Source organism: Litorivivens sp. (assembly GCF_041624475.1).
Classification (GTDB): domain Bacteria; phylum Pseudomonadota; class Gammaproteobacteria; order Pseudomonadales; family Spongiibacteraceae; genus Litorivivens.
In genome coordinates, this window is record NZ_JBFJUX010000001.1 from 130,845 (window position 1) to 146,798 (window position 15,954).

At 57.7% G+C, this 15,954-nt stretch carries 11 protein-coding genes; 4 read left to right on the forward strand and 7 right to left on the reverse strand.

The window, feature by feature from the left end; all coding sequences use genetic code 11:
* Positions 1-29 precede the first annotated feature (29 nt).
* Positions 30-1,007: an LLM class flavin-dependent oxidoreductase gene (locus ABY734_RS00620; protein WP_372777015.1), complete on the reverse strand. Its 978-nt coding sequence runs from the start codon at positions 1,005-1,007 to the stop codon at positions 30-32.
* Between the two features lie 139 nt (positions 1,008-1,146).
* On the opposite strand from ABY734_RS00620, the gene ABY734_RS00625 reads away from it, so the two are divergent.
* The gene (locus ABY734_RS00625; RefSeq protein ID WP_372777016.1) at positions 1,147-3,423 is read left to right on the forward strand and encodes a TonB-dependent receptor; all 2,277 of its coding nucleotides are present in this window, start codon (positions 1,147-1,149) and stop codon (positions 3,421-3,423) included.
* Between the two features lie 26 nt (positions 3,424-3,449).
* Here the strand turns inward: ABY734_RS00625 and ABY734_RS00630 are convergent, their stop codons facing one another.
* From ABY734_RS00630 to pilV, 4 genes are read right to left on the reverse strand one after another with little or no spacing between them, the layout of a single operon-like run.
* On the reverse strand, positions 3,450-6,971 hold the full coding sequence (locus ABY734_RS00630; protein ID WP_372777017.1) for a pilus assembly protein: 3,522 nt from the start codon (positions 6,969-6,971) through the stop codon (positions 3,450-3,452).
* A gap of 27 nt (positions 6,972-6,998) precedes the next feature.
* Positions 6,999-7,505 carry a PilX N-terminal domain-containing pilus assembly protein gene (locus ABY734_RS00635; RefSeq protein ID WP_372777018.1) on the reverse strand — a complete coding sequence of 169 codons (507 nt, stop codon included), beginning with the start codon at positions 7,503-7,505 and terminating at the stop codon, positions 6,999-7,001.
* 10 nt (positions 7,506-7,515) lie between these two features.
* On the reverse strand, positions 7,516-8,544 hold the full coding sequence (locus ABY734_RS00640) for a PilW family protein (RefSeq protein ID WP_372777019.1): 1,029 nt from the start codon (positions 8,542-8,544) through the stop codon (positions 7,516-7,518).
* Between the two features lie 2 nt (positions 8,545-8,546).
* Complete coding sequence (gene pilV / locus ABY734_RS00645) at positions 8,547-8,993, reverse strand: type IV pilus modification protein PilV (protein ID WP_372777020.1); 447 nt, start codon at positions 8,991-8,993, stop codon at positions 8,547-8,549.
* Between the two features lie 184 nt (positions 8,994-9,177).
* Between pilV and ABY734_RS00650 the strand changes: the two genes are divergently transcribed.
* The 3 genes from ABY734_RS00650 (at position 9,178) to ABY734_RS00660 (ending at position 12,903) form a co-directional block, all read left to right on the forward strand.
* A complete protein-coding gene (locus tag ABY734_RS00650; protein ID WP_372777021.1) occupies positions 9,178-9,690 on the forward strand; it encodes a GspH/FimT family pseudopilin in 513 nt (170 codons plus the stop codon).
* A gap of 67 nt (positions 9,691-9,757) precedes the next feature.
* Positions 9,758-12,619: an RNA polymerase-associated protein RapA gene (rapA, locus tag ABY734_RS00655; protein ID WP_372777022.1), complete on the forward strand. Its 2,862-nt coding sequence runs from the start codon at positions 9,758-9,760 to the stop codon at positions 12,617-12,619.
* A gap of 14 nt (positions 12,620-12,633) precedes the next feature.
* Positions 12,634-12,903, forward strand: a complete 270-nt coding sequence (locus tag ABY734_RS00660) for a hypothetical protein (protein WP_372777023.1) — start codon at positions 12,634-12,636, stop codon at positions 12,901-12,903.
* 8 nt (positions 12,904-12,911) lie between these two features.
* Here ABY734_RS00660 and ABY734_RS00665 read toward each other — a convergent pair whose 3' ends face one another.
* Together ABY734_RS00665 and glmS are read right to left on the reverse strand one after the other, a co-directional pair.
* Positions 12,912-14,120 (reverse strand): NAD(P)/FAD-dependent oxidoreductase, encoded by a 1,209-nt coding sequence (locus tag ABY734_RS00665; protein ID WP_372777443.1) that lies wholly within the window; start codon positions 14,118-14,120, stop codon positions 12,912-12,914.
* Positions 14,121-15,947: a glutamine--fructose-6-phosphate transaminase (isomerizing) gene (gene glmS / locus ABY734_RS00670; protein ID WP_372777024.1), complete on the reverse strand. Its 1,827-nt coding sequence runs from the start codon at positions 15,945-15,947 to the stop codon at positions 14,121-14,123.
* Positions 15,948-15,954: the final 7 nt, after the last annotated feature.

Consider the following 15,954-nt stretch of genomic DNA (forward strand, 5'->3'; position numbering starts at 1 on the left):
GGGGGGCTAAATGCCCCCTACCCTATTCCTTACCCCACTTCGGGTAAGACTTTCTTGCAATACAATTCCAGCGAACGCCAGCCCCGCTCCAGCGGCATACCACCCACCAGCGGATGCAGCACCGCGTTTTTGTGCTTGTCGGCTTTCATTCGTTCAATGCACTCTTCCGGCGTCACAATTTCATAGCGGCCGCTGGCGCGAATTTCTTCGACACTCGCACTGGGCATTTCCATGGGCCGGGCCAGACCGGCGCGCTTCCAACTGTTGTATTCCTGCACTTCATTCAGAAAATGATGACCGATTTCCGCCCAGGCAGTATCGGGATTTTCGTCGATAAACCACAGTGAAAAATCCTGCGGCGGCGCTACCATAAAACCCTTTTTGTCGTGGGCTTTAAGCTGTTCGTAGTAATAGGCTTCCAGCTCCGCGTCGTACATGGGCGGCGAGAACGGCAAACCAAAACGCGCGGCGCGGCGAGCCGCGACCTTGCTCATGCCGCCGACCAGAAACATCGGGTGAGGCCGGGTGTAGGGTTTGGGGGTGACGGTAATCATTTCGCCCCGGTATTCGAAAGGCTCATCGCCCCAAGCCTTGAGCAAAGTGTCGAGTACGTGGTCCATCCACTTGCCGCGCTCGGCAAAGGGTTTGTCGAGGGCGTGAAATTCAATTTCCCGGTATCCCAGCCCGGCAATAAAACTGAGACGCCCCCGACTTATCAGGTCAATCACCGCAAGGTCTTCCGCCAACCGCACCGGATCGTAGAGAGAGACCAGCAGCGCCATGATACCGATGCCCGCTTTCTCGGTGCGTGCGGCGATGGCCGAAGCCATAGTCAGGGGCGAGGGCAGCCAACCATTCTGGGCGCAGTGATGTTCTTCGACATTGATGTAGTCGAAACCGTGTTTATCCGCATAGTCGGCCATGTCGATGGCGGCCTGGTAGCGCGCAGAGCGGGCCGACGGATCACTCTCGGCACCGGTCATATTCAGTCGTAACGAACTCGGCATAAGGTCCTCGTTTTTTGAGCTGTTTTCTTCACTCTACCGACTAAATACAGGCTGTGCGTGGACAATCTGTAAGAAACCGGGTAAAAAATAAACAAAAATGCGCTACACCACGAAAATAATAACAACCGATGGAGCCGTCATGCCAAATCGTGCCTATCGCTGGCCGCAGGTGCTTATGCTCACCGCCGCCGGTATCGCCACCACCGTCAACGCCAAACCTGTACTGGAGGAGGTGGTTGTCACCGCCCAGAAGCGGGCCGAATCTCTCAGTGATGTACCCGTCTCTGTCTCTGCCGTAAGTGGTGAGAAGCTGAACAAAGCGGGTATCAGCAATATGGCTGACCTGTCTGAGTACACACCCAATTTCAAACTGGTGCCGGGCGGTTTGATTCCCAACGTCTACATGCGCGGCGTGGGTTCCGGCTCCAACCAGGGCTTTGAACTGTCGGTGGGCATTTTCGCCGACGGTATTCACCTGGGTCGCCCCCACCAGACCCGCGCGGCCTTTATGGATATCGAGCGGGTGGAAGTACTGCGCGGACCGCAGTCTATTCTATTCGGGAAAAACGCCATTGCCGGTGCCCTGAACATTGTCTCCGGCCGCCCCGGCGACGAGTTCGAAGGTATGGTTAGCGGCCTGGTAGGTTTTCCCCGTGGACGGGACAACGACCGCGAAGAGTACTCCGCGATGGTGTCGGTGCCGGTCACCGACACCTTTGGTTTTCGTCTGGCGGGCCGTAAACGCAGTGAAGACGGCTATATGTACAACGAGAACCTGAAACGAGTTGAGCCGGGCGTCGACGAAAAGGCCGCTCGCCTGACCCTTGGCTGGTATCCGTTGGACTGGACCGAGGCCTACCTGAAGCTAGAGCACTCAAACCGCGAGCAGCGCGGCCGCACCTTTGAGTTTACCCACGCCAGTGCGCTGACCGGCTGCAGTGGTGAAGATGTAGAGCTTAACCGCGTCAAGAATACCGACGCGGAAGAGTTTGCCGAGATCGACACCTACAACTACACACTCAATGTCGACATGAATTTTGAACCCGGCACCCTCACCATGACCAGCGGCTGGTCGGGCTTTGAATCCGAGGATCTGTTCGACGCCGATTCCAGCAGCTTTGACACTGTGCCCCTGCTCGGCCTCGAAGAGTACGACCAGTTCAGCCAGGAATTTCGCTTTGCCTCGACTACCGGTGGCTTTGTCGATTACATCGCCGGTGCCTTTTACCAAACCAGTGAGCTGCAGTTCGACGAATCTTCCCCGCTCAATGTGCGCAATGGCGCTCTGCAGGACTTTGGAGCCTGTGCGATCAACACCGTTGAAAATGTAAAAGCCGATCTGGCCCGCGATTTCAGTATCGACAGCGACGCCTGGTCTGCCTTTGTGCAGGTAACGTTTAACTGGACATCCAACCTGCGCACCACCCTGGGCGTTCGCCATGTGGTCGAAGAAAAAACCGGCTTCCGGGATTTCGACGTCTACGAGCCGGGGACAAAAAATGACGTCAACCCGGTTACGGCCACCGTGCTTAATGCTCTGCTGATCAACAAGCACACCCTGAGCGGCGAGCGCGACGTTGCAGTCACCCTGCCTTCAGTGAATGTGCAGTGGGACGTTACCGACGACATCATGACCTATATCGGCTTCACCCGCGGCGCAAAATCCGGCAGCTACGATGCACGCAACAACAACGATGGCACCGGCCCCAACGGCGGGGCAACCAACTTCGAGTTTGAAGACGAACTGGCCGACGCCTGGGAGCTGGGCGCCAAGATGCGCCTGGCCGATGGTGCAGCCGAGCTCAACATTGCAGTCTACCGGGTTGAATACGAAGACATGCAAGTGAGTGTATTCGACGGCGTGGCCGGCTTCACCGTAACCAATGCGGGCAGCGCGTTAACTCAGGGTATTGAACTCGACGGACGCTGGCTGCTGACGGAAAACTTTATGCTCAGTGGGTCGATGGCCTATCTGGATTTTGAATGGCTGGATTACGTCGACGGCCCCTGTTACGGCGGTGCGCCCAATGAAGACCCCGACACCGGCACCTGTGATTTAACAGGCCGGGAAAACCAGCATACCCCGGAGTGGACCGGCACCGTGTCGGGCACCTACACGCAACCGCTGTTCAACAGCCTGATGCTGGAGCTGGGTGTAGATTTGAGCTACAAGGGCGAGCATTTCACCTCGGGTGATCTGGACCCGCGCGGCATTCAGGAATCTGTAGAAAAGATCAACGCCCGCATTGCACTGAGCGACGTTGACGAAACCTGGAGCCTGGCAGTGGTAGGCCGCAACCTGACAGATGAAACCACCATCGGTATCGGCTCGCCTTCGGCGCTGGACGCCGGTGGCTATCGCGCCACCATCGAACCGACCAAGGTGGTTTATGTTGAGGGGCGCTACCGCTTCTAGTCACCGCTTTTTTCGGGAAAGCGACACTAGCGCAACTGCCACCAGGATTGACGACCGAGTGCGTTACCCGCGCCGCGCTCGGTCGTTAGCCCAAGATTGCCGCGCGAGCCCGACGTATATTTGTATTCCTTTTCACCGGCGCCGACGATGCCCGGTCGCGATATCATTTCATCAAAGTGTTTGCCGCTCGGTGGAATCAAGGTGCTGTCGCTATCGATCAGGTCGGCGCTGTTAATAAGGCCGTCATTATTGGCGTCAAATACCGCTTCGTCCAGTCGGCCGCCCGTCATCGCGTTCAATTCCATCAACCAGCTGGTGCCACCGAAACTGCAGGGGTTGGGCGAAGGCGCCATCGTCACAAAGATCACCCGGTCGTAGCGGAGAATGGCCTGGTCAATCACCCGCTCGCCACCGCCGTGGCTGGCACTGCTCAGTTTCAAATCCAGATACCAGCCCTGCTTGCTGCTGTAATCCACCGTGTTGCGGGACACCACGCGTAGATCTGAGCTGCTGTTATTGTCCGTGCCATTGAGGGCGCGTATACCTTGGGCAGTAATCGTCTGTTCCTGCAAATCGGTGCGGGATTCGATGACGGCGCCATCGTCGTGCAGGCCGTAAAAGGTTTGTACCTGAGGAGTATCCCCTACCTGCGCATCCTGGCTTTCTACATATTTGCCGGTGCCGAAATACACCATGATGCCGCTGTCAGGATGGCGCCCGACCGCAATGCGCGCGGTAATCGGCTGTGCCACATCGCTTGCATCGCGGGCCGTGAACAGGGGAGCGGGTTCACGATTGGTGCCATAAGCAATGCCCCAGCCATTAGCATTGTTTCCGGTGAGGTCAAACTTCCAGACATTGCCGCTCAGATCACCGGCATAAACCACATCAGTTATGCGGTCATCGTCCACGTCCACCGGCACCACACTGCTCAGGCCGTTGTCTGCGCCACTGACTTTGGTATCAATGGCCTTCAGCAAACTGCCGTCCGCGAGACTCACCACAAAGAGCTTTAGCGTATCCCCGCTGTTGTAACCGTTACCGAAAATCGCCACCCAGTCACCGCTTTCCAGACGCGCAATTACCGGCTCACTCATGGCAACGCCGAGTTTGTCGCTGCTCTCACTGCTGGTGGAAAATTCCCAAAGCACAGCGTCCGCATCAAAATTTTCCGGGTCGGAAACATTCAGCGCAAACACACTGCGCCCGCCGGCACCCAGGGCGCCCACCAGCACCGACTGCCAGCTGTTGCCGATATAGGCATCCAACACACGGGGAGAACCATCCACAAAATAGCGGTGTTCGTAGTCGGGCTTTGTCAGTGTGTAGAGGTGATCAAAAACCCCGGCGGGAATATAAGCAAACTGCTCTTCGCCACTGCTTGCTTTAAAGGCGTGCAGCATGCCGTCGTTGGCACCCACATACAGCATCGCCGGTTTGCTGGCTTTGGCAGTGAGATAAGCGACATAGCTGCTGCCTTCACCGCCCGGTAGTTTTGAGAAGCCGTAGTTCTGCTGCCAGTGAAAGTAAGGGTTGGAATTGACGATATCACCGAGCCGTTTACTGCGAATACGAAAGGCGGTATCTGAGCCCTCACGACTTTGATCACCCTTCAGCCAGTTGACTCGCTGCGGGCCAATTAAAGCAGCGGTATCGGCTGAAGCAATATCAGCGGTCAAGGCTGCTTTCTGACTATCACTTAAACTGTTCCAGTCAAAATTCCGGCCGTCGGTGTCTGTCCAGGTAAAGACCTTGCGAACATCATAGGCTGGTATTGTGGCGTCGCTGTCGGTCGACCATTCGAGCCCATTCAGGCTGCCATCGCTACCCACCCGGTAGGCCAATAACTGCCCGGACCAGTCGCGACTGTCGTAGCGGGCCTGAAATACCAGCGTATCGGTATCGAGCCGGGTGGAATTGGTTGCCACCGCCGAGGCCGAGCCGACTGACTGCAGAATGCGGGTTACTGCCGCCTTGAGTTTGTCGGCGATTTCCACCGACTTGCTGGCGTTCAACAACTGGCCCCGCCCATTGATGGTGGCATGCCACAAATCATCTACAGCGGTGGGGCTGCGGGCCGGAAATTCCGTAGGCCAGGTGGGCGGGTTGCTGTAGGGGTCAATGGGGTTGTCCGGGTCAAACAGAAAGCCGCGCGAACCCAGAGTAACCGCATAGGTCAGCATATGCAGGTTGCTGTTGCAGTCCAGCGCCGGGCTGCGATCACGGCGACTACAGGCTTCCTGCAGGGGTACTTTGCCGGTGGGCAAATCATCCCGCAGATGGGTGCTGTAATACTTCATGGCGATGTCTGCCATGGTGCCAGCGACGCTGTCTTCATAGGGTGAGCCTTTACCGGCATCTTCATTGCCGATCCCGACGTCATCCGGGTTGCTGTAGCCGTCGGTAAAAAGAATGGCGGCGTTCGACTGACAGGCGTGTGTTATCGGCGCGGCGCCATCGCTGCGCTGCAGCTGGTCGCCTGCGTGCTTTAATACACGGCGGTTGGGCGTGCCCCCGCTGTTTCCGCCCCGGCTATAGACCCTATTGTAGAATTGCTCGCGCTCTGACGACACGGAAAGGTTATTCAGCGTAAGCTCTTCGCGGGAATTGATGGTGAATTCACCAACTCGCGCGTTGCGCACTTCAAACAGAGAGTGGGCAACACCCGCCCGCGTGGCGAGATGGCGTTTGCGATAGTAAGAAAACCAGTTGGCAAAATTCTGCAGCATCGCGCGGTACTGTTCGCTGCTTTGAAAATTGGCGGATTTAATTTCGTAGCCAATCAGTGCTGTGCCATCGGGCGCAAGACCTGTGAGAGTTGCTCCGGTGTAGCCAAAGCGGGTCGGCAGTGCTTCTTTCAGGTAGAAGGTCGCCGGAAAGAAGTCCACCGCGCGCGCGGTTTTTTCTGTCGCGATTTCGCCGTCGGGAAAACGCATCCCCGGAAAAAAGGTAAAGCGGCGGCCTTCGTTGTCTGCATCGATATTGCTTGTTAAATCAAAGGTGAAACTGCCTTTGCTCGGGTCGCTGGGCGCCGCCGTTGCGTTAATGTTGCTCCAGTTTGTTTCGCCCACGCTTGGCCACGGTGCATAGACGTCTGCGGGGTTGAAATAGGCCCGGTTGTAATCCGGCGAGCGGGCAAAGGCCAACTCTGCGGTCGGTGGAATAGCGAAGTGATCGTTAGCGGCGTCAGCGTAGACCCTGTTGCCATTGCCGGAGCCGTTGGGAAAAAGGTAGACGTATTTTTTCCAGCTGCGGTTGGCGGCACCGGCGGCGTTGACATTCAACACCCCGCTTTCTGCTTCGTCGCTACCGTTCAGCCCGACAAAGCTTTGGCTTTCGGTATTCCACCACAGAGCCCCGTCATTGGTGGGCATCAGCACTTCCGAATCCATGCTGCCGGAATCGTCGATAGCGAGCAGTATGTTGGGCGGTACTCCGGTCGCTTGAGATAGCGGTGCCTGTGCAATATCCAGGGCCGCGACGGCAAGGTTGTGTGCTATCCCGGCAAGGGCGCCGAGACAAAATAGCTTCGCACTGCGAATGCTCATCCCTGATTCTCCACTGTTGCTGCGGCATTACTGCCGTCGATAAATACTGCGCAATACCACCATTGAGTTACTGCTGACACCAAAACCCCGGGCGGTTATCCGGTAGACTTTAAAGGGCGATACAGCGATATCGGATTCCAGCGAGGTTGACGGGCTGCCCTGCACATTCAACTCTTCAATAATGTACTGGGGATCGCTGTGCACCCCTGCGCCAAACTGGCTCACGCTTGCCCAGTTGCCTGAATTGCGATCTGACCAGTCGGGCGCTGAACAGGCCGTCGATGTGCCACTGCAATCCTGAAATAAACCGTTGCTGCCGTTGAAGGCCGGCAGCGAAGCCGCCGCCAACAGTCGCTCCGCGGAACGCAATGCGGCTTCGGCCGCCTGAAAAGCGGCGTGGGTATCGCGGGCATTGCCCGCCATCCGCTCCTGCAGCGTGGTGGACTGTAAGGCGCTGGCGCCGATCACCGTCATGATGAGCATGAAGATCAGGCATACAATTAAGGTGGCGCCTCGCTGGGCAGTTCGGTTCATGGCTTTCCTCCTACGGCAATCGATTACGCACAGCGACGGCTGTGGTATAGACTTTACGCAAGCGACCGTCTTGCGGCACAAGGCTGCTGTTATAGGTGAGGTTCTGGCCATCGGGGACGACATTGTCTTCCAGACTGTGCAGCAGCAATTCAATGCGCACGCTGAGCACTTTTGACCAGTCGCTGATGTTGTCTGCCGTCTTGTAGCTGTCAATGGCGCGGTCGCCGTTGCTGTCTTCGCCATAGCTAAGCTGCATGTTTTCAACACCCTCTACCAATTCCTGCGCTACACGCGGTGTTGCGCTGTCGAACTGGCGCGCCCGCACATACAGGGAGTGAATTGGCTTGCCCGCTGCACTAGTGCGGCCGGTGTCGCGTACGAAATACTCCACCGACTGAAAACCCAGCAGGAAAGCATCGCTGCCATACAGTTTGCTGAGTTTGTTGTTGTCGTTGGCGTTGCTGGCATGGGCGATCGTAAAGCGTTCATTGCCCGCGCTTTGGTTTTGCGACACCGTCGTCGCCTCAAACAGGTCAGCGTGGGTACAGTCGGTAATCAGCACAAAATCGCCGGCGCCAAGGCCGGCGTCATTGTTATCGATCTGGATATTGGCGTTGTTGGGGGAAAGGTTGCCAGTTAGCCCGGCCATGCGCGGATCGGCGCGCTGCAGGGTTACCACGTCACTGCCGACAACCGCCGCAAAGGGGTTACCGGCAGCCACATTGTCATAACCTTTAAGTACACCGCCGGGGGTGAAATCGAGATCGTCCGGTGGATCTTTGGCGATCACGTTTAAGGGAACCTGTGCCAGATTCGGGCAGCCCATGAACCCGGCCGTGCGCAGGTCTTTGCTGAGGTAGGCCAGCGCAAAGCGGCCGCTCTCCTGCAAACGCCCGGCAGCATCGAGCAATTGTCGGCTCTGTAGACTGGCGAGCGTTACCTGCATTACCGCGGTGCTCAGCGCCAAGCCCAGCGCCAGCGCGACCAGCAGCTCTACCAGAGTAAAACCTCGATCGTGTGTTTGAGAAAGGGCTTTCATCGCTATAGCTCCGTCACAAAGACGAAGCGTTCCAGATGACCGCCCCCGGCGTTGGCCAGGCGAGACCCGGAGATACGCTCTTCGTCCCACTGCACGGTGATGGTGAAGCGACGACCATTGCGGGCGATACTGCCGTCACCGCTGGTCAGCTGATTGGCCAAGGCATTAAGCCAGTCGCGCAGGTCGATCTGGTGAACACCGTTGCCGCCGGGAGGTGTGGCTGTGAGTGTGGTGTCGTAGAGTCCGGCCAGCGCCGCATCGCGGTTGGCGCGCATCCGGTCGGCTATGTCATAGGCCAGTAGCGTGGCATGGGAGCGCACATCGGCTGTCTGGTTGAATTTCAGGGCGTTGAGGTTAGCGGCGACCAGGCCGAGTATGCCCAGCGCGGTTACCAGCAGAGCAACCAGTACTTCTATCAGGCTGAAGCCTGCACAGGGTCGATTCCACATCGTGCATTCCTTTGCATGGTGTCGAGTGGACAGGGAGAACGGCGGCAATCGTCCCTGTTGCGCTCGAGTGAACATCCTGTTCTTGTGTGACTTCGGCGCGGTTTTGCGCCGGTAAGATGCCTAGCTTGACAGAAAGCTGATCAAATTGTCTACAATCACGCAGGTCTCAAGGAGGAGATTTGTGATGCAAAACAAAGGTTTTACCCTCGTCGAACTGCTGATTACCCTGATCATTGTCGCCTTGCTGCTGGCACTCGCCGCGCCGGCCTTCTCCGGCTGGACCAACAAACAGCGCCTGCGCAGTGCCGGCTACGACCTGCTCAACGACCTGCAAATGGCTCGCAACGAAGCGGTAAAGCGCGCGGCGCGCGTCACGCTCAACAATAGCGATGGCGACTGGCAAAGCGGCTGGGAGGTTTTTGTCGACAGCAATGAAAACGGCAACCGGGACAATGGCGAAACCCTACTGCTGTCGCGCCCGGCTTATGCCGATGTGCTGACTATCTCGGGCACCACAGCGGTCAGCCAGCATATTGGCTATGTGGCCAGCGGCGAAACCCGACAACCTGGCGGCGCCCTGCTGATGGGCACCCTCACCCTGTGCGCCAGCCATTCCGACAAAGCGCTGGAGGTGGTCATCAGCCGTGGGGGTCGAGCCCGGCTAGTCAGCACCAGCCGCAGCGCCGCCGGTTGCTGAAGGCCTTTCGCTCGGCCGCCAAGCCGAGTACCATGCACGGCCGCTTTACCAGACCGATTCCAGCCCCATGTCACTACAGTTTGCCAACGGCCAACGCTGGATCAGCATGACCGAGCCCGATCTGGGGCTCGGCCTGATTACCGAGGCCGAAAACCGTCGCATCACCATTCTTTTTCCTGCCGCCGAGGAAGAGCGCACCTACGCCGCTGATAATGCGCCACTGTCGCGGGTGCGCTTTGAGCCCGGCGAGCATATTCAGCTGGATGATGACGGCCCGCAGCTGCTGGTGCGCGATATTGAAGAGCACAATCACAGCCTGATTTACCTGGCCGAGGACAGCGACGGCCAGCTGCACCCGGTACCCGAGCAATTGCTGAGTGCCCAGGTGCAGCTGCACAGCGCTCGCGACCGCCTGCTGAGCGGCCAGCTGGATGACCCGCGCCTGTACATGCTGCGCGCCAAAACCCTGGCCTTTCGCAATCGCGCCCGCGCGGCCAGCAGCCGTGGTTTGCTGGGCGCCCGCGTCGATCTGATTCCGCACCAGTTTTACATCGCCTCACAGGCCGCCAAACGTGAACACCCTCGCCTACTGCTGGCCGATGAGGTGGGCTTGGGTAAAACCATTGAAGCCGGACTGATTTTGCATCAGCTGCTGCTGAACGAGCGGGTGGGCCGGGTGCTGATTCTGGTGCCCGACAGTCTGATTCATCAGTGGCTGGTGGAAATGCGCCGCCGATTCAATCTGGCCTTCAGTATTTTCGATGAGGCTCGCTGCGCCGATATCGATCCGTCGCGCAGCGAAGACAGCACGGTATTTTTCGACGAAGAAATCGAGCGCGAACGGGAAGAAAACCCCTTCGACAGCGAGCAGCTGGTGATTGCCAGCATCGATTGGCTGAGCGCCAATGAAAAACGCCAGCGCCAAGTGCTGGACGCCGGCTGGGATATGCTGATTCTCGATGAGGCCCATCACCTGCACTGGCGCGAAGACGGTGACCGTTCTGACTCCTATCGCTTTGCCGAGGCCCTGTGCTCGGCCATCTCATCGGTACTGTTGTTGACAGCCACTCCGGAAAGCGCCGGTATTGAGGGTCACTTCGCCCGTCTGCGACTGCTTGACCCGGCCCGCTATGCCAGTCTCGATAACTTTCGCCAAGAGCAGAGCGCGTATCAGGCCATCAGCGAGCTGGTGGATCAAGTCACAGAAGATCCCGTCAGTGCCTCGTCAAATAGCTCCTTGCTGACCTTGCTGGATGCGGGCCTGGCGGAGCGCTTTAAGGCGAGCCCACAGGCGTTAACAGAAGATGTACTCGACGCACTGCTTGACCGCTTCGGCACAGGCCGTAGCCTGTTTCGCAACAGTCGCAGCGCCGTGGGCGGGTTTCCTGTGCGCGAGCTGCACGAACACCCGTTGCCCTGCCCCGAGGCCATCGCCGATATCGCAACCCGCGACCCGCACGCGCTGGCTGATGCCAGTGACGAGTGGCCGGCCGCGGACCCGCGCGTTGGCTGGCTTGAGCAGTTTCTGCTGAAACGCCCGGACGAGCGCGCCCTGTTGATCTGCAACAGCGCCGAAACCGCTCGCACGCTGGAACTTTACCTGCGCCTGCGCCGGGGCATCGCCTCGACCGTTTTTCACGAGGGCATGAGCCTGTTTGAGCGCGATCGCGCCGCCGCCTACTTTGCCGATCACGACAGCGGCGCCCAGCTGCTGGTGTGTTCGGAAATAGGCAGCGAAGGCCGCAACTTCCAGTTTGCCGAACACCTTGTGCTGTTTGATCTGCCGCTGAACCCGGACCTGTTGGAACAGCGCATCGGGCGACTGGATCGCATTGGTCGCCAGCAGAATGTCCACGTTCATGTACCGTATTTTGCTGACACCGCCCAGCAGCGCCTGCTCGAATGGTATCGCGATGCCATCGGTATTTTTCGCGAGCCCTGCACTATCGGCGCGCCTATGTCTGATCGTTATGGCGAACAGCTCGAACAAGCGCTCGCTGATGCCGGGAAAATGGCCGCGCTTATCCGCGAAGCCAGCGACTACGCCGCCGAACTGCACCAGGAGCTGCACAGCGGCCGCAACCGTCTGTTGGAATTGAACTCCTGTCGGCCCGGCGTGGCTCAAGCGCTGGTGGAGAACGCCGAACAGGAGCAGCACAGCGACGAGCTCGCCGACTATCTGCTGCAGCTGGCCGATCAGTTCGGTTTGGAACACGAAGATCACAGTGATCGGGCCATTATCCTGCGCCCGGGCGATCATATGCTAAGCGAAAGTTTTCCTCACCTGCCCGAAGAGGGGCTGACCGGCACCTTCGATCGGCAGCGCGCCCTGTCCCGGGAAGATATGGCGTTCCTGTCCTGGGAACATCCGCTGGTGCGCGACGCGATGGAGCTTATCGTGAATGGCGAACTCGGCAGCGCCAGTATCAGTACCCTTTCTGTGAAGGGGCTGCCCGCAGGCAGTCTGCTGCTGGAAGCCTTTCTGAACCCGGTAATTCCTGCACCGGCCGCCCTGCAGCTGGATCGCTACCTGCCGGCCATGAGCGAGCGCCTGCTGATGGATGGTCAGGGCCGGCAATTGGGCGCGAAAGTTTCGCACGAGCAGCTCAACGGTTTGTGTCAGACCGTTAAACGCAAACTGATTCCACCGTTGATGCGCCAGATTCGCGAGCCGCTGGTCAGTCTGCTCGAGCAGGCCGAAAACCGCAGCACCGAGCTGCAGCACGAGTGGCGACAGCAGGCCCTTGAACACTATCGCGGCCAAAGACAGCGCGAACGCGAGCGGCTGGCCGCGCTGGCCGAACGCAACCCCGATGTGGGCGACGCCGAGCTTGTCGCGTTTGACCAGCGCAGTGAAACCGGCGAAGCCGCCCTGCAACAACTGCAATTGCAGATGAATGCTCTGCGCCTGGCTATTGTCAGCAGTTAAACGGATTCGAGACTATGTACCTGTTTTCCATCAACGCAACATCGAGCAAGGATCAGGGCGAGTTTAAAGCGGGTGAAGAATGCCCCTTTATCGCCTATATCAATTTTATTGATTTGTTTGGCGCGGAACAGCTGGCGAAACTGTATTTGTTGAAAGAAGGCTTTCGCGACGCGACCATTATCAAGCGTCGCTTTCTGAAGCTGGAAGGACAAAGCCACGACGACCCCCAGATTCGCGAAGCCCTACAGAAAGGCTATTGCCTGCAGGTATTCAGCGCGCACTGACGCAATCCTTAGGCGTGCAAGCCCGCACTGTAGCCGGATGACCAGGCCCACTGAAAATTAAAGCCGCCAAGCCAACCTGTGACATCCACCACCTCGCCAATAAAGTAGAGTCCCGGCTGCGTTTTCGCTTCCAGTGTCTTGGAGCTCAGACCATCGGTATCAACCCCGCCGCGGGTCACTTCCGCGGTGCGATAGCCTTCAGTGGCTGATGGTTTTACCTCGAAAGCATTCAGGTTTTCACCAACCCGGCGCAAGTCGCGGTCACTGATTTCCGCCATAACCGTTTGTGTACGTTCAGCCCATAGCAGAGCCTGCAATTCCAGCGTCAGGCTTTTTGACAAGCGCTGACCGAGCACGCTGCGCAGCAGGCTTTTCGGGCTTTGCTGCTTTTCCTGCAACAACCAGTCAACGGCATCTTCGCCAGGTAAAAAGTCGATGGTCAGCGCATCGCCGGGGTTCCAGTAGTTCGATATCTGGAGCATGGCCGGGCCACTCATTCCCCGGTGAGTAAACAGCATATCCGCGTGAAACTGTTGCTCGTTGCAAGACACATTAACCGACAGCGCTAACCCCGATAACCGTTCGCAAACGCCCTTCATAGCGTCACTGAACATAAAAGGCACCAGTCCGGCCTGACGCGGTTTCAGTGTTAGGCCAAACTGCTCAGCCAGCAGGTAGCCGTCACCACTGCCACCCAGTGTTGGAATAGACAAACCACCGGTTGCCACTACCAACGATTGGCAGGTAAAACTCTGCTTGCCGGCGGAGAGCTTGAATCGCGTACTGTTATCTTCTGAACCTTCGACGGCTTTAACATCGGCGACCTGACAGTTTGTGCGAATATCCACACCCGCGTTTTCGCACTCGGTCAGAAGCATATTGAGAATATCGCGCGCAGAGTTCAGGCAGAACAGCTGACCGTATAGCCGCTCCTCAAAAGCAATGTCGTAGCGCTCCACCAGAGACAGGAAATCCCATTGGCTGTAGCGCTTTAGCGAAGCCTTGCAGAAGTGGGGATTGCTGGAAATAAAATTGTTCGGCTCGATAGAATAGTTAGTAAAGTTGCAGCGCCCGCCGCCCGACATCAGGATTTTTTTACCAACTTTGTTGGCGCGCTCCAGCACCAGCACACGGCGGCCGCGTTGGGCCGCGGTAAAGGCGCAGAACAGGCCAGAAGCGCCTGCGCCGAGAATAATGACGTCGTAATGCACTGCGATTTATTCGACGGTCACCGACTTGGCGAGGTTGCGTGGCTGATCCACATCGGTGCCTTTAAACACGGCCACATGGTAGGACAGCAACTGCAGAGGTACGGTATAGAGAATCGGCGCAATAATATCGGCGCTGTGCGGTACCGGGATAACCGTAAGACCCGACTCGTTTTTGAAGCCCGCCTGCTTGTCGGCAAACACAAAAAGCTGACCGCCGCGGGCCTGCACCTCTTCGAGGTTGGATTTCAGTTTTTCCAGCAATTCGTCGTTGGGTGCGACTGCCACCACAGGCATATCGTCATCGACCAGTGCCAGTGGGCCGTGCTTGAGCTCACCGGCCGGATAGCTTTCCGCGTGAATATAGGAAATCTCTTTTAGTTTCAACGCGCCTTCCATCGCGATCGGCCACTGTATACCGCGCCCCAAAAAGAGTGCGTGATGTTTGTCGGCAAAAGTTTCCGCAACATCGCGAATGTCATGGTCCATGGTCAGGGCCGATGCCAGGGTTTCCGGCAGGGCGTGCAGCGCGGTTACAATCTCTGACTCCTGCGCCTTGTCGATGGCATAGCGACGACCGAGGGCTACCGTCAGCATAAGCAGTGCGGTGAGCTGGGTCGTGAAAGCCTTGGTTGAAGCAACGCCGATTTCGGGGCCAGCCTCCGTCATCAGCGCCAGGTCGGATTCGCGAACCAGGGAGCTTTGCGCAACATTGCACACCGTTAGGGTAGCGGCATAGTCCAGCTCCTTGGCGAGACGCAGAGCCGCCAGGGTGTCGGCAGTCTCGCCGGATTGGGAAATCGTAACCAGCAACGTGCCCGGACTGACCACGAATTTTCGGTAGCGAAATTCACTGGCGACTTCGACACGGCAGGGAATACCGGCCACACCTTCAATCCAGTATTTGGCCACCATGCCCGCGTGATAACTGGTGCCGCAGGCAACAATCTGTACGCTCTGTACTTTGTCAAAAATACTGGAAGCGGCGCTGCCAAAACTCTGTTCCAGAATATGATCGCGGCCCAGACGTCCCTGCAGGGTATTTTTGACGACCGCCGGCTGCTCAAAAATCTCCTTGAGCATAAAGTGCCGGTAGTTTCCCTTCTCAGCTGAATCAGCATTGCCGGTAATTCGCTCTACAGGCCGCTCTACCGTATTGCCATGGTGGTCCCATATGGCATAAGCGTTGCGGGTAATTTCAGCGATGTCACCTTCATCCAAATAGACAAAGCGATCGGTTACCTGTCGCAGTGCCAGTTGATCCGATGCCAGAAAATTTTCACCAAAACCCAAACCCAGTACCAGCGGGCTACCACTGCGAGCACAGACGATACGATTTGGCTCATCGGCGTGAACCACTGCCAGGCCATAGGCACCTTCCAAACGGGGAATCGCCGCCTTGACCGCGGCCAGCAAGTCGTTCCCCTGCTGCATCAGATGGTTAATCAGGTGGGCAATGGTTTCGGTGTCGGTTTCCGACACAAACTTATACCCCTGACTACTCAATTCCTCGCGCAGGGTATCGTGGTTTTCAATAATGCCGTTGTGTACCACTGCAAGCTTGTCGCCGGAGAAGTGCGGGTGCGCGTTTGCTTCGGTGGGTTTACCGTGAGTTGCCCAGCGCGTGTGAGCAATACCGGTGTGGCCGGCTTGCTTGGATGTTAAAGCCTGCTCCAGTGCGGCCACTTTGCCCACTTCCTTGCGGATAGCCAGCTTGCCCTGATCCAGCAGTGCGACACCGGCAGAGTCGTAGCCTCGGTATTCCAGTCGTTTCAGGCCTTCAATAAGAATATCGCTGATATCGCGATCGGCTACAGCGCCGACAATCCCGCACATGGTATGT

Coding starts and splice junctions, on each gene's coding strand:
- ABY734_RS00620 (WP_372777015.1), bottom strand. CDS start 1,007: ATGCCGAGTTCGTTACGACTGAATATGACCGGTGCCGAGAGTGATCCG.
- ABY734_RS00625 (WP_372777016.1), top strand. CDS start 1,147: ATGCCAAATCGTGCCTATCGCTGGCCGCAGGTGCTTATGCTCACCGCC.
- ABY734_RS00630 (WP_372777017.1), bottom strand. CDS start 6,971: ATGAGCATTCGCAGTGCGAAGCTATTTTGTCTCGGCGCCCTTGCCGGG.
- ABY734_RS00635 (WP_372777018.1), bottom strand. CDS start 7,505: ATGAACCGAACTGCCCAGCGAGGCGCCACCTTAATTGTATGCCTGATC.
- ABY734_RS00640 (WP_372777019.1), bottom strand. CDS start 8,544: ATGAAAGCCCTTTCTCAAACACACGATCGAGGTTTTACTCTGGTAGAG.
- pilV (WP_372777020.1), bottom strand. CDS start 8,993: ATGTGGAATCGACCCTGTGCAGGCTTCAGCCTGATAGAAGTACTGGTT.
- ABY734_RS00650 (WP_372777021.1), top strand. CDS start 9,178: ATGCAAAACAAAGGTTTTACCCTCGTCGAACTGCTGATTACCCTGATC.
- rapA (WP_372777022.1), top strand. CDS start 9,758: ATGTCACTACAGTTTGCCAACGGCCAACGCTGGATCAGCATGACCGAG.
- ABY734_RS00660 (WP_372777023.1), top strand. CDS start 12,634: ATGTACCTGTTTTCCATCAACGCAACATCGAGCAAGGATCAGGGCGAG.
- glmS (WP_372777024.1), bottom strand. CDS start 15,947: ATGTGCGGGATTGTCGGCGCTGTAGCCGATCGCGATATCAGCGATATT.